The organism is Patulibacter sp. SYSU D01012 (genome assembly GCF_017916475.1).
Lineage (GTDB): Bacteria > Actinomycetota > Thermoleophilia > Solirubrobacterales > Solirubrobacteraceae > Patulibacter.
The window spans coordinates 523,993-543,340 of sequence record NZ_JAFMTB010000003.1 but is presented as its reverse complement, the minus strand read 5'-3'; the positions used below and the strand labels follow the sequence as shown (position 1 = coordinate 543,340).

Here is a 19,348-nt window from a genome sequence, read left to right as displayed (position 1 = left end):
CCGCGGGGCGCCGCGACGGCGCGGGGTGTGGACGCCGCCCACCGCTTGGCATGATGCGCGCCATGGACGACGCCCTGCCCGATCCCGAGATCGAGTCCGAGGAGGTCACGGCCTTCCGGGGCCTCGTCGACGGCGAGGAGGTCGGCAGCGGCACGCTGGTCCTGCGGCCCGACGGCGACCGCACGCTCGTGCAGCACATCGAGGCCGAGGCGTACGGCCGGCTGTCCGGATCGGTCGAGACGCGCTTCCGGCGCCGCGGCGGCGCGCTGCTGGCGGCGTCGCAGGCGATCGAGCTGCGGGATCGCGACCGCGACGTCTTCCGCGACGCCGCGCAGTTCCGCGACGTGCAGGTGCCGCAGTTCGGCGGCGACGTCGCCGGCTACCCGCGCGAGATGGTCCCCGCCCCCGCGCTGGCGCTCGCGCTGCGGGTGCTGCCGCTGAAGGAGAAGGCGCGCTTCGTCCCGCGCGCGTGGCTGACCGCGATCGTCCACTGGCCGCTCGACGTGCGCGTGGAGGGCCGCGAGTCCGTCACGGTGCCCGCCGGCACGTTCGACGCCTGGCGCGTCCGCCTGCGGCCCAGCCTGGTCGACGTGGCGCAGGCGCTCGACGAGCTGTCGGCGACCGTGGTGCCGCCCGTGGTCGCGCACGTCGCGGTCGACGGTCAGCGCCTGGTGCGGCTGGCGTTCCCGACCGGGCCGGCGCGCACCGATCCCTCCGGCCTGATCGAGGCCACCGAGCTGCGCTAGGCGGGCGCCGGCGTCCGCCCGTCCGGTCCGGCCCGGCCGGGGCCCGGCGCGAGCCCGCCCCGGCACGTTCCTGGCGCGGGCTCGCGCGGACGGGGACGACGTCCGCCTCCGCGCCCGCCCGCGTCGCACCGGGGAGCGCGTCGGCCGGCGGGGCCGGACACGCCGCCGTCACGGGGGCACGCGCGCCGGGGCGTAGGGTCCGGGATGTGTGGACCCAACAAGACACCCTCCTGGTCCTGTGGGCGCTCGTCGCGATCGCCCTGGTGATCGTGCTCGTCGCCCGGCTGCGGCTGCACGCGTTCCCCGCGCTGATGATCGGCGCGCTCGCGATGGGGCTGCTGTCGGGCATCGGCACGGACGGGGGGATCGGCGTCGGCAAGCTCGTCGACTCGTTCGAGGGCGGCGCCGGCGACACGCTCGGCCAGGTGGGTCTGCTCGTCGCGCTTGGCACCATGCTCGGCGCGCTGTTGTCCGAGTCCGGCGGCGCGGACCAGATCGCGTCGACGGTGCTGGACCGGGCGGGCGACAACCGGGTGCCGTGGGCGATGGCCGTCGTCGCGATGATCGTCGGCATCCCGCTCTTCTTCGAGATCGGCGTCGTGCTGCTGATCCCGATCATCTTCACCGTCGCGCGGCGCCTGCAGGCCCGGCGGCACGAGGAGGGCCTGCCCGCCGGCGGCAACACGTACCTGCTCGTCGGCATCCCGGCGCTCGCGGGCCTGTCCGTCCTGCACGGCCTCGTCCCGCCGCACCCCGGGCCGCTCACGGCGATCTCGACGATCGACGCCGACCTGGGCACGACGATGATCTACGGCTTCATCGTCGCGATCCCGACGGTGATCATCGCCGGGCCGCTGTTCGCCCGCATGGCCACGCACTGGGCGCACGCCGAGCCGCCCGAGGCGCTCGTCCAGCAGGTCGCGCGCGAGCCCGAGGTCGACACGCGCCCGAGCTTCGGCCTGACGCTCTTCACGATCCTGCTGCCCGTCGCGCTCATGCTCGTGCGGACGGTCGCCGACGTCGCGCTCGACGAGGGCGACGCGGTGCGCAAGTGGGCGGACTTCGTCGGCAACCCGGTCGTGGCGCTGCTCGTCGGCGTGCTCGTCGCGATGTGGACGTTCGGGTTCGGCCGCGGCTTCGACCGCGAGAAGCTCTCGTCGCTCATGGGCAACTCGCTCGCGCCCGCCGCGTCGATCCTGCTGATCATCGGCGCGGGCGGCGGCTTCAAGGGGGTGCTCGTCGACTCGGGGATCGGCGACGCGATCGCCAAGGGCGTCGAGAACGCCGGCGTGTCCGCCCTGATCCTCGGCTGGCTCGTCGCGGTGCTCATCCGCCTGGCGACGGGGTCCGCCACCGTCGCGACGGTCACGGCGGCGGGCATCATGGCGCCGCTCGTCGCGCACGACGCCGCGATCGACCGGCCGCTGCTGGCGCTGGCGATCGGCGCCGGATCGCTCTTCTTCTCCCACGTCAACGACGCGGGCTTCTGGCTCATCAACCAGTACTTCGGCATGAGCGTGAAGGACACGATCAAGACCTGGTCGGTGATGGAGACGATCATCTCGGTCTGCGGCCTGATCGGGGTGCTCCTGCTGAGCCTCGTCGTCTAGCCGCCCCGCCCCCGCCTGTGCGAACGTGCGCCCGGTGAGCCCCGCCGCCGACCGCTCCCCGCTCGACGTCGTGCTGGGGGTCGACGCCGGCACGACGTCGGTCAAGACGACCGGGTTCGCGGTCGACGGGCGGGCGATCGCGGGCGCCGAGGTGGGCTACCCGCTCGACGAGCCGCATCCCGGCCACGCCGAGCAGGATCCGGTCGCCATCGACGACGCCCTCGTGCGGACGATCCGCGAGGCCGCGGCGGCCGTGCGGCAGGCCGAGCCGGCCGCGCGGATCCGCGGCATCAGCCTGTCGACCGCCATGCACGGGATCGCGGCGCTGGACGAGCACGACGCGCCCCTGACCGCGCTCGTCACCTGGGCGGACACGCGCGCCGACGAGCAGGCCGAGCGCCTGCGCGCCGAGCACCCCGAGCTGCACGACCGCACCGGCACGCCGATCCACCCGATGGCGCCGCTGCCGAAGCTCGTCTGGTTCCGCGCGGAGCAGCCCGAGACGTTCGCCGCCGCGCGGCGGTGGGTCGGCCGCAAGGAGCTGGCGCTGCACCGGCTGACCGGCGAGTGGGTCGTCGACCACTCGCTCGCGTCCGGCATGGGGCTGTTCTCCGTCCGCGACCTGGACTGGGACCCCGAGGCGCTGCGGGTGGCGGGCATCGAGGCCGGGCAGCTGGCGCGGCCGGTGCCGACGACGTGCGTCGTGGGCACCCTGACCGCCGACGCCGCGCGCGAGACCGGCCTGCCGCAGGACACGCCCGTGGTCGCCGGCGCCGGCGACGGGCCGCTCGCCAACCTGGGCGTCGGGGCGGTTCGTCCCGGCGTGGCCGCGTGCTCCATCGGCACCAGCGGCGCGCTGCGGCTGGCCGTCGAGCGGCCCACCGTCGACCGCGCGCGCCGGCTGTTCTCGTACGCGCTCGAAGGGCACCGCTGGGTGACCGGCGGGGCGATCAACAACGGCGGCGTCGTGCTGGAGTGGGCGGGCGAGGCGCTGGCGCCCGACCTGGGCGCCCACGCGCACGACGAGCTGCTCGACCTGGCCGCCGCGGTGCCCGCCGGGTCCGACGGCCTGGTGATGCTGCCGTACCTGCTGTCGGAGCGGGCGCCGCACTGGAGCGCCACGCCGCGCGGGGCCTACGTCGGCCTGACGCGGGCGCACGGCCGCGGACACCTGATCCGCGCCGCCGTCGAGGGCGTCTGCCAGCAGCTCGCGCTCGTGCTCGCGTCGATGCAGGAGGCCGGCAACCGCGTGGACGAGATCCGCGCCACGGGCGGGTTCGCGCGCAGCCCGTTCTGGCGGCAGCTGCTCGCCGACGTGCTCGGCGCGCCGGTGGGCTTCGCCGAAGGCCACGAGGGCTCGGGCTTCGGCGCCGCGCTGCTGGGCATGCAGGCGCTCGGGCTGCTCGACTCGATCGACGCGGCGGCCGACCTGGTCACGATCGCCGAGACGGTCGAGCCGGACCCGGAGACCGCCGAGCGCTACGCCGAGCTGCTGCCGTTCTTCGCCTCCGTCTACGACGCGCTGGCGCCGACGTTCCGCGACCTGCGGCGGTTCGCCCCGCACTGAGCGGGGGCGGGCGGGACGCCGCACGGGCCGTCCGGCGGGCGGAAGCCGGGCGCGCGCCGGCGGGACGGGGCCGGCGGGGGTCAGGCCCAGGTGCGCCCGTACGCAGCCTGCTCGGGCGTCAGCCGGTCGATGTCGATGCCCAGGCTGGCGAGCTTGAGCCGCGCCATCTCGGCGTCCATCTCCTGCGGCACCCGGTGCACGCCGGGGCCGAAGCGCCCCGGGTCGCGCACGAGCGCCTCGACCGCGAGCGCCTGGTTGGTGAACGACAGGTCCATGACGGACGCCGGGTAGCCCTCGGCCGCCGCCAGGTTGACCACGCGCCCGCCGGCGAGCAGGTGGATGCGGTTGCCGCCGACGACGTAGCGCTCCACCAGCGGGCGCACCTCGACGGGCGGGCCGTCGGCCGCGGCCTCCAGGTCGCCGAGCGCGATCTCGACGTCGAAGTGCCCGGCGTTGGCCAGGATCGACCCGTCGCGCATCCGCTCGAAGTGCTCGCGGGTCAGCACGTCGCGGTTGCCGGTGACGGTGACGAAGATGTCGCCCCGCTCGGCCGCGGCCAGGGACGGGGCGACGTCGAAGCCCTCGAGCTTGGCCTCGAGCGCCTTCACCGCGTCGACCTCGCAGACGATCACCGCCGCGCCCATGCCCCGCGCCCGCGCCGCCACGCCGCGGCCGCACGAGCCGTAGCCGACGACGACGACGGTGCGGCCGGCGAGCAGGACGTTCGTCGCGCGCAGGATGCCGTCGAGCGCGGACTGGCCCGTGCCGTGCCGGTTCTCGACGACGCGGTGCGTGTCGGCCTCGTGCACCGCCAGGACGGGGACGCCCAGCTCGCCGCGCTCGGCCATCGCGCGCAGGCGCAGCGCGCCGGCCGTGGTCTCCTCGGTGCCGCCGAGCAGGTCGGGCGCCGCGGCGTGGTGTCCGTCGGCGTCGTGCAGCGCCGCGAGCAGGTCGCCGCCGTCGTCCATCGTCAGGTGGGGACCCGGGCCGCCGGCCGCGGCGACCGTCTCCTGGAAGCGCGCGTACGTCGCGCGGTCGACGCGGCGCTTGGCGTGGACGGCCACGCCGTCGGCGAGGACGAGCGCGGCGGCGACCTCGTCCTGGGTGGAGAGCGGGTTGGCGGCGGCGAGCCAGACGTCGGCACCGCCGGCGCGCAGGGTGCGGACGAGGTTGCCCGTCTCCGCCGTCACGTGCAGGCAGGCGGCGATCCGCAGCCCGTCGAGGGGGCGCTCGGCGGCGAACCGCGCACGCACCTGCGCGAGGACCGGCATCTGGGCGTCGGCCCAGTCGATCCGCGCCTCGCCCGCCGTCGCCAGCGACAGGTCGGCGACGTCGTGCGGGGGGCGCCGGCGCGCCGGCTGCCTCGGGGACCGGGCCATCGGCCCGATGCTAGTCGCCGCCGGTCGACGCCGGCCCGCACGTACCGTGGGGGGATGCGCATCGACGTGCTGCGTCGCTCCCAGCGGCTGGACGGGACGCCCGAGCAGGTGTTCCCCTTCTTCGCCGACGCGGCGAACCTGGACCGCATCACCCCGGACCTGCTGCGCTTCCGCACCATCACGCCCGAGCCGATCCCGATGGGCACCGGCACCGTGATCCAGTACGCGCTGCGCCTGCACGGCGTGCCGCTGCGCTGGACGAGCGTCATCCAGCGCTGGGAGCCGCCGCACCGCTTCGTCGACGTGCAGCTGCGCGGCCCCTTCGGCCTGTGGCACCACGAGCACCGCTTCGAGGCGGCGCCCGGCGGCGGCACCGTCATGACGGACGTCGTCCACCACGGCGTCGGCTGGGGCCCGGCGGGCGCGCTGGCCCGGCGGCTGTTCGTGCTGCGGGACGTCGACGCGATCTTCGCCCACCGGGCGCGCGTGATCCCGGGTCTGGTGGCGGCCGAGCTGGCGGAGCGGGCGGGGGCGTAGGGGCGGGGGCGCCGGACGGACGGGGCACTGATGGCGGCGGACCGGACGGGCACGGCACGATCCCCGGCCTCGGCCCGCGCCGTAGGCTCCGCCGGTGTCTCCGACCGGCCAGACCCTGCACGTCCTCCCCGGCACGTTCGTCGTCGATCGCCTGCCGGTCGGCAGCCCGGTCCCGCCCGGCGAGTGGCTGTCGCTCGTGCGCGGCACGGACGGCCTGACGGTCGTCCGGCCCGCCGCCGACGGCGACGGGCCCGAGCGGTGGCGGGCGCTGGAGGGCCGGTCGGCCCACGACCTGGACCTGCCGGGCATGCTGCTCGCGGTGATCCGACCGCTGAGCGAGGCCGGACTCCCGATCTTCGTGGCGTCGACGTTCGCGGCCGACGTCGTGCTCGTGCCGGCGGAACGGCTCGACGAGGCGGCGCGGCTGCTCGAGGGCGCGGGGCACGAGGTCCGGCGGGACGCGTAGGGGGCAGGGGCGGAACCGGGCCGGGTCGGGCGGGCCGAGGGTCCGGGCGGTGCCGGCGGGGTGGCGGGCGGCGGGGCGGCGGGTGCCGGGCGGCGGGGCGGCGGGCGGCGGGCGGCGGGGCGGCGTGTGCCGGATCGCCGCGCTCCTAACGGGGTGATCCGGCACGGGCTCGCCGGCCAGCCGCGCCCCGCCCACCTGCTCCAGATCACCGCGGCTCTGTCGGGCCGTCCGGCACCCGACCCCGGCCCGTGGCGCCTGGCGACGTGTTCCGGATCGCCGCGCGCCTGCCCGGGTGATCCGGCACGGGACCCGGGCCGGAGGGCGCCTGACGACGTGTTCCGGATCACCGCGCGCCTGCCCGGGTGATCCGGCACGGGACCCCGGCCGGGTGGCGCCTGACGACGTGTTCCGGATTACCGCGCGCCTGCCCAGGTGATCCGGCTCAGCACCCCGCGCGGGCACCGCTTCGCGTCGGGTGTCGGATCACCCCGCTCCTACCGGGGCGATCCGACACACGACGCGCCGCGCGGCCCCGCGCCCTGCCGGCCCCGCCCCCGTCCGCCCCACCTCGGCCCTTGACAGGCCGGCCGCCGCTGTCCTACCGTCTCTCCCGGCCCCCGGGGCCGCTCCATGCGCCAGGACTCCTAGACCGCCGCCACGAACCCGACCGACCGGCCCCGCCGGTCGCTCGCGACGGTCCCGTCCGCCCGCATCCGGCCGCCGTGCGCTCCCGCGCCGCGCGGCCGCATCCCGAAGGAGCACCCCGTGCCGTCGATCCTCCTCGACGCCCGCGCGGTCGTCCGCCACCACGGTCCCCGGACCGTGCTCGCCGGCGTCGATCTGCGCGTCCACACCACGTCCCGCATCGGCCTGATCGGCCCGAACGGGTCCGGCAAGACCACCCTGCTGCGCGTCCTCGCGGGCCTCGAGCCGCCGGACGGCGGGGCCGTGCGCCGCCACGGCACCGTCGGGCACCTGCCGCAGCTGGCCGGCCACGGCGACCCGCGGCCGGCGCGCGAGGTCGCGCTCGAGCGCCTGGGCGTCGCCGCCGCGGCACGCGACGTCGACCGGCAGGCGGCGCGGCTGGCGGCCGGCGACCTGGACGCGATCGATGACCACGCCGCGGCGCTCGACCGCTGGCTGGCGCTCGGGGGCGACGACGCCGACGCCCGCCTGGCCGCCGCGGCCGGCGACGTCGGCCTGGCCCCGGCCCTGCTGGACCGCCCCCTCGCCGCGCTGTCCGGCGGCCAGGCCGCGCGCGTCGGACTGGCGGTGCTGCGCGCCAGCCGCCACGACGTCGCGCTGCTCGACGAGCCCACGAACCACCTGGACGCCGACGGCCTGCGCGTGCTGCGCGACGTCCTGGCGGCGCACCGGGGCGGCGTCGTCCTCGTCTCGCACGATCGCGCGCTGCTGACCGATGTCGCGACCGAGCTCGTCGTGCTCGGCGACCCGGACGCCCCGCCCGGCACCGCGGTCCACCACCACGGCGACTTCGCCTCGTGGGAGCGGGAGCGCGCCGAGGCCCGCCGCCGGGCGCACGCCGAGCACGACGACGCCGTCGCCGCGCGCGCCGCGCTGCACGCCGCGGCCGAGGAGACCCGACGACGGGCCGCCGCCAGCTTCCGCAAGGCCGGCGCCGCGACGCACGACAACGACAAGCACCAGAAGGAGTGGGTGCGGTCCCGGGCCGAGGGGATGCAGCGCCGCGCGCGGGTCGTCGCCGGCCGGGCGGAGCGCGCCATCCCGGAGAAGCCCCGGGACGTCCCGCCGCTGCGCCTGCACCTGACGCCGGCCGAGCAGCGGGCGCCGTGGGTCGTGGCGCTCGAGGCGGCCGTCGTCGCCCGCGACGGCTGGCGACTGGGGCCGGTCGACCTGGAGGTCGCGCACGGCGAGCGCCTGCTGCTCGCCGGCCCGAACGGCAGCGGCAAGTCGACGCTGCTCGGCGCGCTCGCCGGGACGGTGCCGCTCGCCGCCGGGGCCCGCCGGGTCGCGGGCGGCACCGAGGTGGCCGTCCTGGGTCAGGCGCGCGGCCGGCTGCTCGCCGGCGACGCGCCGACCGCCGCGGCGCCGGCGGCGGGAGACGCGGCACCAGGCGCGGCCAACGTCCGGCTGGCGGTGGGAGACGCTGCGCCAGGCGCGACCACCGTCCGGCCGGCGGGGGAAGACGCGGAGGCCGCCCCGCCGGTCGCGGACGCCGTGGCCGCGCTCGCGGGGGTCGACGGCGCCCGGGCGCGGACGGCGTTGGCGACGTTCGGGCTGGGCGCCGAGGTCGTCGTCCGGCCCGCCGGCTCGCTCTCCCCCGGCGAGCTCACCCGCGCCGAGCTGGCCGTGCTGGCCCTGCGGCGCACGACCGCGCTGCTGCTCGACGAGCCGACGAACCACCTGGACCTGGCGTCGCTCGAGGCGCTCGAGGCGGCGCTCGCGGGGTGGCCCGGGGCGCTCGTCGTCGCCTCGCACGACGAGCGGTTCCGCGCGGCGCTCGGGATCACGCGGACGGTGCAGGTGCGCGGGCACGGCGACTGAGCCGCCTCCGCGCCCGGGCCCTCGCGCCGCCCCGTGCCGCGCCCGTCCCTACGCCCCCTGCAGGCAGAGCACCGCGTTGTGGCCGCCGAACCCGAACGAGTTCGACAGCGCGGTCAGCGGGCGGTCGGCGGGGCGGTCCAGCGCGAGCGCCGTGCCGGTGACGATCCGCAGCCCCACCTCGGGGTCCTCCTGCTCGTAGCCGAGGTTCGGCGGGGCGACGGCGTCGCGCAGCGCCAGGAGCGTCGCGACCGCCTCGACCGCGCCGCCGGCGCCGAGCAGGTGGCCCAGCGTCGACTTCGTGGACGAGACGGGGACCGTGGCCGCCCGCGCGCCCAGGGCCGCGCGCAGCGCCCGCGCCTCGGCGGCGTCGTTCAGCGGCGTGGAGGTGCCGTGGGCGTTCACGTAGTCGACGTCGTCGGAACCGACGCCCGCGTCCTCCAGCGCGCGCGTCATCGCCAGCGCGGCCCAGCGGCCGTCGGGCTCGGGCGCCGTCAGGTGGTGGGCGTCGACGGTCGTCCCGTAGCCGGCGACGACCCCGAGGATCGCGGCGCCGCGGGCCCGCGCGCGGGTCTCCTCCTCCAGGACGAGCACCGCGGCGCCCTCCCCCATGACGAAGCCGTCGCGCCGCGCATCGAACGGCCGCGAGATCCCGGACGGCGACGACGCGCCCATCTGCGCGAACGCCGCCTGCGCGTAGGGCGTGACGGTCGCCTCGGAGCCGCCGACGAGCATCGCGTCGGCGTCGCCCGCCTGGATCGCTCGCACGCCCGAGCCGATGGCGTTCGCCCCCGCCGCACAGGCGGACAGCGTCGCGTAGCCCGGGCCGTGCAGCCCGTGGCGCATCGCGACCGTCCCGGTGGCGGCGTTGCCCATGAGCATCGGGATGCCGAGCGGCGACAGGCCCTGCGGCCCCTTGTCGCGGTGCACGTCGATCTGCGCCTCGAGCGTGCCGAGGCCGCCGATGCCGGTGCCGATGACGCAGCCGATCCGCGTGGGGTCCAGGCCGGCGTGCTCGTCGCCCCAGCCCGCCGCGGCCAGCGCCTCGTCGGCCGCGACGATCGCCATCTGGGTGAAGCGGTCGGCGCGGCGCGCCTCCTTGACCGTCAGGTGCTCACGCGGGACGAACGACGTCGCCGCCCCCGCCCCGTCGACGATGCCGACGTCGCCGGCCGTCCAGCGGCGGTGCAGCTCCTCGGCCCCCACGCCGAGGGCGGTGACCGCCCCGACGCCGGTGACGACGACCCGCGGGCGGAGGGTGGTGGGGCGGTCGGGAGCGGGCATGGTCCTCCGGGGATCGCGGGCCGCGCGCAGCGACCCTGTGGTTCGTTGCGTGATGCTACTCGCCCCGCGCCGCGGCCCGGGGACGCGCCGGTGGCCCGTGCCAGAGACGGGGACGCGCCGGTGGTGCGGGCCGAAGGCGGGGACGCGGGGAACTCGGGGACGGAGCCGAGGGCGAGTCGGCCCCCGGGGCCTGACCTGCCGGACCGCGGGGCACGGGACCGACCGGCAGCACCACCCCGGCCGCGCCGGCGTCAGGCGGCGCTCGCGGCGGCGAGCCGCACCGGATGGTCGGGGCCGGCGCCCGGCCCCGGGACGGCCTCCGCGTCGCCCGGCCCGAGGTCGCGCCCGCAGCGCGAGCAGCGCCAGTGGGCGTCGACCGCGCCGCCGCAGCCGCGATGCTCGACGAGGACGGGCGGGCCGCCCGGCCGCGGCGCGTGCGCGTCGCCCCAGCGCATGAGCGCGTGGAGGACCGGCGCCAGGTCCTCGCCCTTCGGGGTCAGCCGGTACTCGTGCCGCGGCGGCCGCTCCTGGTACGGGCGCCGCTCGACGACGCCGTGCGCGACGAGCAGCTCCAGCCGCGCCTGCAGGACGTTGCGCGCCACCCCCAGATCCGCCTGGAGCTCGTCGAAGCGCCGCAGCCCCAGCAGCAGGTCGCGGACGATCAGCAGCGTCCACCGCTCGCCCACCACCTCGAGCGCCGAGGCGACGCTGCACACCTGCCCCGGGTAGTCGCGCTGGAGCGCCATGCCGCCAGCCTACGACCGGTGCGTTGCGCCACGCAACCCGCCAGACGGGGCGTTCGCGGGGACGGCGGCGCGCGATACTCGACGCCATGGACCTCGGCATCCAGGGCAGGACCGCGATCGTCGGCGGCGCGTCGGCCGGCATCGGCCGCGCGATCGCGCAGGCGCTCGTCGACGAGGGCGTCCGCGTCGTCCTCTCCTCGCGCGACCCCGAGCGCACGGCGCGGGCCGCGGAGGAGGTCGGCGCGGCCGCCGGCATCCAGTGGGACACGGACGACGTCGCCGGCGCGGACCGCCTGGTCGACGCCGCCGAGGCCGCGGTCGGCCCGATCGACATCGTCGTCGTCAACACCGGCGGGCCGCCGGCCGGCCCCGACCCGCTCGCGTTCGCCGACGAGGAGTGGGAGACCGCGCACCGCAACCTGGTCCGCGCCCCGATGGCGCTGCTGCGCCGCACGCTGCCGGGGATGCGCGAGCGTGGCTGGGGCCGCGTCGTCGGCGTCGCGTCCACGTCGGTCCGCGAGCCGATCGCGAACCTGATGCTGTCGAACGCCGAGCGCTCCGGCGCGCTCGCGGCGTTCAAGACGCTGGCGCGCGAGGTCGCCGCCGACGGCGTGACGATCAACACCCTGCTGACCGGCCGCATCGCCACCCGGCGCATGGAGGCGATCTACGGCTCCCTCGAGAAGGCCGAGGCGCAGGCGCGCGGCGTCGTCCCCGCCGGCCGCCTGGGCCGACCGGAGGAGATGGCGTGGGCCGCCGCGTTCCTCTGCTCCGACCGCGCGGCGTACGTCACCGGCGCGGCGCTGCCGGTCGACGGCGGGTTCCTGCGCGGGATCTGACCGCCCGGGCGTGGGGCGCGCGGCCCGACGCGGCGGCCCGTGCACCGCCGCAGGCGCGCGGCGGACCGGCGCGACGGACCGGCGCGGCGTGGCGGCAGCCCCGGCTTGGCGGCAGGCGCGGCGGTCCGGCGTTGCGGGCCGGGCCCTGCGGCCCGGCACACGCGCCGACGGCCGCGGCGCCTAGCCCAGCGCCCGCGCGTTGCGCAGGTTGGCCCGCGCCAGGTCGACCATCTTCCCGACGCCGCCGGCCAGGACGGTCTTGCCGGCGGCCATCGCGAACTGGCGGATCTGCTGCGTGGAGACGTGCGGCGGCATCGACAGCGCGTTCGGGTCGGTGACGACGTCGACGAGCACCGGCCCGTCCGTCGCGAGCGCGCGGGCCAGGCCGTCGCGCAGGTCCTCGGGCCGCTCGATCCGCACGCCCTCGATGCCGACGCCGCGCGCGATGGCGGCGTAGTCGACGGGGGCGTGGTCGGTCTCGTGCTCGGGCAGGCCCTCGACGAGCATCTCGAGCTTGACCATCCCCAGCGAGGAGTTGTTGAAGACGACGATCTTGACCGGCAGCCCGTGGCGACGGACGGTCAGCAGCTCGCCCATCAGCATCGCCAGGCCGCCGTCGCCCGACATCGAGACGACCTGCCGCACCGGCTGCGCGAGCTGCGCGCCGATCGCGTGCGGCAGCGCGTTGGCCATCGACCCGTGCCAGAAGCTGCCGATCACGCGGCGGCGGCCGTTCGGCGTGAGGTACCGCGCCGCCCAGACGGTGTTCATCCCCGTCTCGACGGTGAAGACCGCGTCGTCGGCGGCGACGTCGTCGAGGACGTCCGCGACGTACTCGGGATGGATCGGCGTGCGCTGCCGGCGGTCGTCCGTGTAGGCCGCGACGACGTTCTCGAGCGTGCGGGCGTGGCGGGCGAGCATCTCGTCCAGGAACGTGCGGTCGGTCTTCTCGTCGAGCATCGGGCGCAGCAGGCGCAGCGTCTCGCGGACGTCGCCGTGCACGCCGACGGACACCGGGGTGCGGCGGCCGATGCGGCCGGCGTCGCGGTCGACCTGGGCCGTCGGCGTGTCGGGCAGGAAGTCGGTGTACGGGAAGTCCGTGCCGAGGAGCAGCAGCAGGTCGGCCTCGTGCATCGCGTCGTACGCGGCGCCGTAGCCGAGCAGGCCGCTCATGCCGACGTCGTAGGGGTTCTCCCACTGCACGGCCTCCTTGCCGCGCAGCGAGTGGCCGATCGGCGCCTTGATCGTCAGCGCCAGGTCGAAGAGCTCCTGCCGGGCGTCACGGGCGCCTGCGCCGGCGAAGATCGTCACGGTGCGCGCCGCGTTGATCGCCTCGGCGAGCGCCTGCACCTGCGCCGTCGGCGGGACGGGCGTGGCGTGCTCGACGACGAACGGCGCGTCGCCGGTGGGGTGCACGGCGTCCTGGTCGGCGACGTCGCCCGACATGATCAGGACGGAGACGGCGCGGTCGCTGATCGCGCGCTGGATCGCGATGCGGGCGATCCGCGGCATCTGCTCGGCGTGGTTGATCGCCTCGCAGTACGAGGAGCAGTCGCCGAAGACGCGCTCGGGGTGCGTCTCCTGGAAGAAGCCGGTGCCGGTCTGCGTCGCCGGGATGTGCGACGCGAGCGCCAGGACGGGCGCGCCGGAGCGCTGCGCGTCGTACAGGCCCTGGATCAGGTGCGTGTTGCCCGGCCCGCACGAGCCGGCGCAGACGGCCAGCCGGCCGGTGACCTGCGCCTCGGCCGCGGCGGCGAACGCGGCGGCCTCCTCGTTGTGGACGTGCACCCACTCGATCCCGTCCGTCCGCCGGATCGCGTCGACGATCGGGTTGAGGCTGTCGCCCACCACCCCGTAGACGCGCTCGACCCCCGCCTGGCGGAGGGTGTGGACGAACTGGTCGGCGAGCTTCACGGCGGGGCCTCTCGGTCGGGGACGGACTGGCCCATCCACCGTAGCTCGCGCCCCGCGGCGGCCGCTTGCGGCGGACGACTGCGGCTACGCCAGCGCGCCGACGACCGCGCCGAGGAGCGCCTCGCCGGCGAGGCCCACGAGCACGCACGCCGGCAGCCACCGCCAGTCCCGCCCGCCGCGCAACGTCGCGAGCGCGATCCCGCCGCCGATCGCCCACCACAGGGCGGCGGTGTCCCAGTACCCCAGGTCGCCGGCGTACGTCCACGCCCCCTCGGCGAGGAAGACGGCGGCGAGCGTCGCCCCGCCCAGGCCCCGCACCGCCGGCGCCCCGACGCGGCCGAGCCGCCCGGCGACCGCGAGCACCGGACCGCCCACGACGGCGCAGCCGACCCACATCGCGACGATCGCCGCGCTGCCCGTCGAGTAGCCGCGCAGCTCGTTCGTGACGTAGTAGCCGACGACCTGCAGCGCGCAGACCGCCAGGCCCGCCGCGGCCGCGCCGCGGGCGGTCGCGGTCGTGCGCCCGACGAGCCACGGCGCGACGAGCCACGCCGCCACCGAGTTGACCAGAGCGTTCAGCATCCCCGGCATCACGGCCTGCCCGAACGCGGTGAGCGACCCGACGAGCAGGCCCGCGACGACGGCCAGGAGCGCGCGCTGGGGCGCGGTGCGCAGGCCCGGGCGGGCGGACGGCGGTGGGGCGGGCGCGGCGACGGAGCTCATGCCGTCCAGCGTCACGCGGGGCGGGCCCACGCACATCGGGCCCGGGAGGGAACCGGCGGGCCGCGGGCTCATCCCTGGGACGGAGCCGGCGCCGGGCGTCGCGCTCCTCTTCCCCTCTGGTCCTGGCCGACGCGGACTTCGGCCGGAACGGCGGACGCCCGGCCGGGCCGGGCGTCGGGGCGCGGCGGCGAGGCCGCGCGGCAGGTACCCCCACGGGGAATCGAACCCCGGCTACCAGCGTGAAAGGCTGGCGTGCTAACCGCTACACCATGAGGGCAGGTGCCGCCCCAGTGTAGACCGGCGGCCGGGGCCGTGGCCGGCCGCGCCGCTCCGTCCCCACGGGGACGCGGACGCGCGGCCGACGCGCGGTGCCTACGGGCGGTGGTCCTCGGAGGTCGCCTCGTGCGGGCCGTCCTGGCCGAGGTCCTGGTGCATGGCCTCGTCGGGCTCGCCGTAGGTGTCCTCGGCCGGGTCGCGCTCGGCCTCGTAGTCGCGCGAGTCGGAGACGATCGGCGTGGTGCCGTGCTGGTCGCCGTGCGTGGCGTGCTCGATGAGCTCCTGCTCCGCGAGCTCGAAGCCCTCGGACTGGCCCTCGCCCGCCTCGTCGAGCGGCCGCTGCTCCTCGGCGCGGCGCGCGGCCAGGTTGCGCTCCGGGTCGGTGATCTGCGGGAAGTCGGAAGTCCCCATGGACGGAAGGTACCCCGCCCCCGCGGCGCCCATGCGCGGGGCTGCGCCGCGCGGCCCGCGGTCCTACACTCCGCAGCGGGCCGCTAGCTCAATCGGTAGAGCAAGGGCCTTTTAAGCCCGGGGTTCTGGGTTCGAGTCCCAGGCGGCCCACCTCTTGGCGCTCACCGGGACCGTGCAGCGCAAGCAGCTCTGGATCTGGCCAGGTCCCCACGGTCCTCCTCCGCGCTCCGTCTGGGCTGCTTCGTCGGACCGCCAGCGCCTCGTTGACTCGCTCGCCGCTACGTGCTGTCGGACGCCGTTCGATACGGAGCACCGGATCGGGGGGCGGGACAGATTCCGGCCCGCGCAGCGACGCCCCGAGCTGTCGCGCACACCAAGGGCCCAGTGCCGCCGCGACTTCGAGCCGCGGCCTTCAGTCCTCGAATGCAGTCGACAGCTGACGAGACGATGCAGCCCCGCGACAGGAGGGCCATGTCGACCTGCTCAGCCGAACGGAGCGAAGGCGGCGGACGATGTAGCTCGAGGTCCTGCCCCGGCGGGTCTTTCGTGCCCAGATACCGATGGTGCCGTCCCAGAACACGGGCGTCCCTGCAACCCTGATCCGCCGAGCTTCGGGGCCAGAACTCAGCGCGAAGCCCCTCCGGCCACCGCGGTCGACGACCCAGGCTCCGGTGCACACCGGACGCCTCGCACCATGGACGCGTCGGACGCCACCGTCCGCCGCGACCACGACGCGGCGGGCAGACGGCACCACCGAGACCGCACGCGCGCCCTCGAGACGCGGAGCGGCGCGCCGGACGACACCATCGGCGTCCACGAACACGGGCACCAGTCCACGCCGGAGGCGTCGCTTGAGCCGGGCAGGGACGTCGGTCGGCACTGCGACCCGCACCGCCAGCGAGCCATCAGGCTGCAACGCCACGCCGCGAACGGCCCCGTGCGGCTGTCCCGCGCGCTTCAGGATGCTCCGGTCGGAAACGCGGTATCGCACGCCACCCGACTCGATATCGATCACCTCTCGCCCGCGGCTCACGTCCTGCACGGAATACCGGCCGGCGAACGTCCCGTTCGGATCCGACAGACGACGCGGTCCATAGTGAGCGCCCGTCTCGGGATCGCTCAGGAGAAGCCCATCGGCCGTAGGCTGCATGAGGAGGACGCCGGGCTGAAGGGACGCGAGCATCGGGCCCTGCCCCCAGGGGAACGCTTGCTGCAGCGAGCCGTCGCCCGCACGAAACACGAACGTCCGCAGAGCGGGTTCACACGACTGCGGGGCGTCCTCAGCGCACACCGATCCGCGCACGTACACGCGTCCGCCGGCCACGCCGAGATCCTCTACGACCTCGTTGGGAAGGCCGTCGTAGCGGTCGACCGTGCCGGGCGCCGGTCGCACCGCCCGTGCTGGGACGGGAGCGAGACGGACGGATTCAGCCGTCCCCCCAGACACCGGCCATGACCGCAGGGTCAAGTGCCCGATCGGAGAGAGCGAGCCGAACAGCTGCCAGATGCGGCCGGCAGCGACCACCGGCGAACGCGCGTCGCTACCGGGAGTGGCCGTCCCGACACCCGCGTCGATCCGGAAGCCAGCCACCGGGCTCTCCCGCGCGGTGCTCGGCTGAGCGGCGAGCCCCGCCCAACCGAGCACTGCGGTCGCGATCGCCAGCGTTCTCGCGCACCCGCCGCTGGACGGCCTCAGTCGCATCGCTTCGCGCTGTCATCCGGGCCCGCGTACGGCGAAGCCGTCACTGTGCCGTCCTCGCTCCTCACGAACGTGCGCAGCATGCAAGCGACCCTCCGTTCCGGGGAGTGGTTCTCACCTGTCCGGAGCGTACTCCCGGACTTCTCGTACGGTCGCATGCCCCGGACGGCACCGAGAGCGGCGGAGAGGCCGTCAACGTGGGCCGGGCCGCTCCCCGCGATGAAGGCCCGGCGCGGCGAGGCGCGAGGTCAGCGCCCCCGCAGCACCCGCCAGCGCCGCACGGCCACGCGCGAGCGGTTGCCCGCCGCGTCCGTCGCCTGCACCCGCACGACGTGCAGGCCGACCCGGGCCGTCACGACGAACGGGCTGCGGCACGCCCGCCAGCGGCCGCGGTCGACGCGGCAGCGCAGCGTCGCGCCCTTCTCGGTGCGCACGACGAAGCGCGCGCGCCGGGCGCGGGTGCGCGGGCGGGGCCCCGACGTCAGGCGCACGACCGGCCGGACCGTGTCGCGCAGCACCGGGACGGACGGGGCGGCCGGCGCGGCCGGGGCCGGCGCGGGCGGCGCGGGCGACACGGGGGCCGGCGCCGCGGTCGCCGGCGCGGCCGGGCGCGGTACGGCGCGGGCGGCGCGGACGACGGCCAGCGCGTCGATGCGGCCGGTGCCGGCGTCGAGCGGCCCGAACGTCGGCAGGGCGACGCCGCTGCCCACGACGGCGGCGACGATCTGGTCGTCCGTGGCCCACGGCGCGGCCTGGCGGGCCAGCGCGTCGACGGCCGCGGCGTGCGGGGCGGCGGCCGAGGTGCCGCAGAAGGTGTTGCGGCTGCCGAAGAACGTCGTCTTCGTGCAGTCCGTCGCCGCGACGTCGGGCTTGCTCAGGCGGCGCGGCGCGGGCAGCGCGTCGGCGGGCCGGCCGTCGGGGCGCACGGGGCCGAAGACGTGCGTGACGGGACCGCGCGAGGAGTAGGCGGCCGGCGCCTGCGGCGCGCTCGCGTTGATCGCGCCGACGGAGACCGTGTCCTCGCCGCCGGAGTGGCCGAAGACCGTGGGCCCGAACGTGTCGCTGCTCGTGGCTGCGTGCTCGACGGCGGTGACGTCGCCGGCGATCAACACCTTGGCGCGCGGGGTGCGCGCGGCGCCCGTGCCGGCGCGGACGATCGACGCCTGCACCGTCTGCGCGGTCGTGGCGGCGTTCTTCCACGAGACGATCTCGACGGGGCGCTGGCCGCCGTCCTCGAGCGGCGCGGCGTTCGGCTCGGTGCTCTTCGCCAGCACCCGGCCCGTGCCGTCGTGCAGGTACAGGTCCAGGTCGGTGCGCACGCCGTCCCACGGCTCGGCCCACTGCAGGTCGAGCAGCAGTCGCCCGCCGGCGGGGACGGTGATGCCCAGGCCGGTGTCGGCCGCGTCCGGCGCCGGGTCGAAGTCCTCGTACGCCGCCGCGTCGCCCGGCGTCGGCAGCACGCCCTCGGGCCCCTCCGTCGTCGGCGGGGCGGGGACGTCCGTGGTGACCGGACGCAGCGCCGGGGTCTCCCACGAGCCGATCGCGTGGCCCGCGGCGTCGGTCGCGTGCGCGTTGCCCGCGGACGAGTAGTAGGACGCGCCGTCGCGGCGGACGTCGGCGATCGCCACGTCGATCGGCCCGGGCTGGAAGATCGGCTCGTCGTAGTAGCCGACGTCGTCGGTGAGCACGTCGGCGCCGGCCGCGCGCAGGCGGCGGATGTTGTCGGCGAAGGCCTGCTGGCCGCCGAACGCGGTGGCGAAGGAGAGGCCGGCGCCGGGCGCCAGGTCGTGCACGAGCTGCGTCATCGCGCGGCCCTCGTCGGACGGGGCCGGGGTGTCGTCGTCCTCGACCGCCGTGTCGTCGACGAGGTCGACCGGGGTGGTCCGGCCGCACGGGTTCCCCGGCCCGGGCAGGTCGCCGCTGGCGACGTCGGCCGCGGCGCGCGTGCTCGTGCCCGCCGCCCGGTCGAACGAGTCCGAGAGCACGCCCACGGTGACCCCCGACCCGTCCACGCCCTCCTGCTCGCGCGCGTCGGCGGCGTGCAGGAGCAGGTCGCCAGCGGAGCGGACCGCCCCGCAGGCCGGCGCCGCGGCGGCGGCCGCGACGCCCTCGGGCGCGCCCACGGCGGGGCGCAGCACCTCGCGGGCGATGCGCACGCCGGGGACGGCGGCGACGCGCCGCAGCGCCGCCGGCGCGACGGCGACGGTGACGACGCCCGCGCGCGGGCTCTCGTGGACCACGCGCGCGCCCGCGGCGCGCAGGGCGGCGGCGCGCGCGGCCACGTCGCCGGTGACGGTGACCTCGGCGAGCACGCGGCCCCCGTCGCGCGCCAGCGCGGCCGGGCCGGCGGCCGGGACGCCCGCCCGACGGGCCTGCACCGCGGGGGACGCGCCGGCGCTGCGGGCCACGGCGGTCAGGCGCGGGCTGAGCCCGTCGATCGTGTCGACGTCGGCGGCGGACGTGACGGCCGGCCCGGCGAGGGCGGCGAGGACGACGACGGCCACGGCGGGCCGGGATGGGCGGGGCACGGCGGCTCCTGAGGCGGGCGGACGAAGGCCGCGACGGGCGCGCGGCGGCGAGTAAGGGTACCCGAACAACTGACCGGTGGGCGCCGCCGGACGCGCGTCC

The 19,348-nt window shown here is 77.0% G+C and carries 14 protein-coding genes and 2 tRNA genes; 8 read left to right on the top strand and 8 right to left on the bottom strand.

The features are described 5' to 3' along the window. The first annotated feature begins 62 nt into the window (after nt 1-62). From J3P29_RS18335 to J3P29_RS18325, 3 genes are all read left to right on the top strand, one after another. On the top strand, nt 63-746 hold the full coding sequence (locus J3P29_RS18335) for a hypothetical protein (RefSeq protein ID WP_210495735.1): 684 nt from the start codon (nt 63-65) through the stop codon (nt 744-746). Between the two features lie 206 nt (nt 747-952). After that, nucleotides 953-2,356: a gluconate:H+ symporter gene (locus J3P29_RS18330; protein WP_210495734.1), complete on the top strand. Its 1,404-nt coding sequence runs from the start codon at nt 953-955 to the stop codon at nt 2,354-2,356. 34 nt (nt 2,357-2,390) lie between these two features. Beyond that, nucleotides 2,391-3,923 (top strand): gluconokinase, encoded by a 1,533-nt coding sequence (locus J3P29_RS18325; RefSeq protein WP_210495733.1) that lies wholly within the window; start codon nt 2,391-2,393, stop codon nt 3,921-3,923. Between the two features lie 80 nt (nt 3,924-4,003). Here the strand turns inward: J3P29_RS18325 and J3P29_RS18320 are convergent, their stop codons facing one another. Next, on the bottom strand, nt 4,004-5,302 hold the full coding sequence (locus J3P29_RS18320; protein WP_210495732.1) for an adenosylhomocysteinase: 1,299 nt from the start codon (nt 5,300-5,302) through the stop codon (nt 4,004-4,006). A 54-nt stretch (nt 5,303-5,356) separates the two neighbouring features. Between J3P29_RS18320 and J3P29_RS18315 the strand changes: the two genes are divergently transcribed. The 3 genes from J3P29_RS18315 to J3P29_RS18305 all read left to right on the top strand — a co-directional run bounded on the left by J3P29_RS18315 (nt 5,357) and on the right by J3P29_RS18305 (nt 8,831). Next, a complete protein-coding gene (locus tag J3P29_RS18315) occupies nt 5,357-5,839 on the top strand; it encodes an SRPBCC family protein (RefSeq protein WP_210495730.1) in 483 nt (160 codons plus the stop codon). A 94-nt stretch (nt 5,840-5,933) separates the two neighbouring features. Next, a complete protein-coding gene (locus tag J3P29_RS20525; protein ID WP_210495729.1) occupies nt 5,934-6,305 on the top strand; it encodes an ACT domain-containing protein in 372 nt (123 codons plus the stop codon). Nucleotides 6,306-7,070: 765 nt separating this feature from the next. Further along, a complete protein-coding gene (locus J3P29_RS18305; RefSeq protein WP_210495728.1) occupies nt 7,071-8,831 on the top strand; it encodes an ATP-binding cassette domain-containing protein in 1,761 nt (586 codons plus the stop codon). Between the two features lie 48 nt (nt 8,832-8,879). Here J3P29_RS18305 and J3P29_RS18300 read toward each other — a convergent pair whose 3' ends face one another. Both J3P29_RS18300 and J3P29_RS18295 read right to left on the bottom strand, forming a co-directional pair. After that, nucleotides 8,880-10,112 carry a beta-ketoacyl-[acyl-carrier-protein] synthase family protein gene (locus J3P29_RS18300; protein ID WP_210495727.1) on the bottom strand — a complete coding sequence of 411 codons (1,233 nt, stop codon included), beginning with the start codon at nt 10,110-10,112 and terminating at the stop codon, nt 8,880-8,882. A gap of 251 nt (nt 10,113-10,363) precedes the next feature. Next, on the bottom strand, nt 10,364-10,858 hold the full coding sequence (locus J3P29_RS18295; RefSeq protein WP_210495725.1) for a helix-turn-helix domain-containing protein: 495 nt from the start codon (nt 10,856-10,858) through the stop codon (nt 10,364-10,366). An 86-nt stretch (nt 10,859-10,944) separates the two neighbouring features. On the opposite strand from J3P29_RS18295, the gene J3P29_RS18290 reads away from it, so the two are divergent. Next, the gene (locus tag J3P29_RS18290; RefSeq protein ID WP_210495724.1) at nt 10,945-11,697 is read left to right on the top strand and encodes an SDR family oxidoreductase; all 753 of its coding nucleotides are present in this window, start codon (nt 10,945-10,947) and stop codon (nt 11,695-11,697) included. A 180-nt stretch (nt 11,698-11,877) separates the two neighbouring features. Here the strand turns inward: J3P29_RS18290 and J3P29_RS18285 are convergent, their stop codons facing one another. The 4 genes from J3P29_RS18285 to J3P29_RS18270 form a co-directional block, all read right to left on the bottom strand. After that, entirely contained in the window at nt 11,878-13,611 is a 1,734-nt protein-coding gene (locus J3P29_RS18285; protein ID WP_210495722.1) for a pyruvate dehydrogenase, read from the bottom strand. 84 nt (nt 13,612-13,695) lie between these two features. Next, the gene (locus J3P29_RS18280; protein ID WP_210495721.1) at nt 13,696-14,334 is read right to left on the bottom strand and encodes a DUF6518 family protein; all 639 of its coding nucleotides are present in this window, start codon (nt 14,332-14,334) and stop codon (nt 13,696-13,698) included. A gap of 205 nt (nt 14,335-14,539) precedes the next feature. Beyond that, nucleotides 14,540-14,611: transfer RNA gene (locus J3P29_RS18275), tRNA-Glu, on the bottom strand. Between the two features lie 95 nt (nt 14,612-14,706). Beyond that, on the bottom strand, nt 14,707-15,021 hold the full coding sequence (locus tag J3P29_RS18270; RefSeq protein ID WP_210495719.1) for a hypothetical protein: 315 nt from the start codon (nt 15,019-15,021) through the stop codon (nt 14,707-14,709). A gap of 77 nt (nt 15,022-15,098) precedes the next feature. On the opposite strand from J3P29_RS18270, the gene J3P29_RS18265 reads away from it, so the two are divergent. Then, nucleotides 15,099-15,171: transfer RNA gene (locus tag J3P29_RS18265), tRNA-Lys, on the top strand. 1,797 nt (nt 15,172-16,968) lie between these two features. Here the strand turns inward: J3P29_RS18265 and J3P29_RS18260 are convergent. Next, nucleotides 16,969-19,248, bottom strand: coding sequence for a S8 family serine peptidase (locus J3P29_RS18260; RefSeq protein ID WP_210495717.1), 2,280 nt, complete (start codon nt 19,246-19,248; stop codon nt 16,969-16,971). Nucleotides 19,249-19,348: the final 100 nt, after the last annotated feature.

Excerpts from the sequence above, each read along its gene's own strand:
- J3P29_RS18335 (WP_210495735.1), top strand. The coding sequence starts at position 63 with ATGGACGACGCCCTGCCCGATCCCGAGATCGAGTCCGAGGAGGTCACG.
- J3P29_RS18320 (WP_210495732.1), bottom strand. The coding sequence starts at position 5,302 with ATGGCCCGGTCCCCGAGGCAGCCGGCGCGCCGGCGCCCCCCGCACGAC.
- J3P29_RS18315 (WP_210495730.1), top strand. The coding sequence starts at position 5,357 with ATGCGCATCGACGTGCTGCGTCGCTCCCAGCGGCTGGACGGGACGCCC.
- J3P29_RS18300 (WP_210495727.1), bottom strand. The coding sequence starts at position 10,112 with ATGCCCGCTCCCGACCGCCCCACCACCCTCCGCCCGCGGGTCGTCGTC.
- J3P29_RS18295 (WP_210495725.1), bottom strand. The coding sequence starts at position 10,858 with ATGGCGCTCCAGCGCGACTACCCGGGGCAGGTGTGCAGCGTCGCCTCG.
- J3P29_RS18290 (WP_210495724.1), top strand. The coding sequence starts at position 10,945 with ATGGACCTCGGCATCCAGGGCAGGACCGCGATCGTCGGCGGCGCGTCG.
- J3P29_RS18280 (WP_210495721.1), bottom strand. The coding sequence starts at position 14,334 with ATGAGCTCCGTCGCCGCGCCCGCCCCACCGCCGTCCGCCCGCCCGGGC.
- J3P29_RS18270 (WP_210495719.1), bottom strand. The coding sequence starts at position 15,021 with ATGGGGACTTCCGACTTCCCGCAGATCACCGACCCGGAGCGCAACCTG.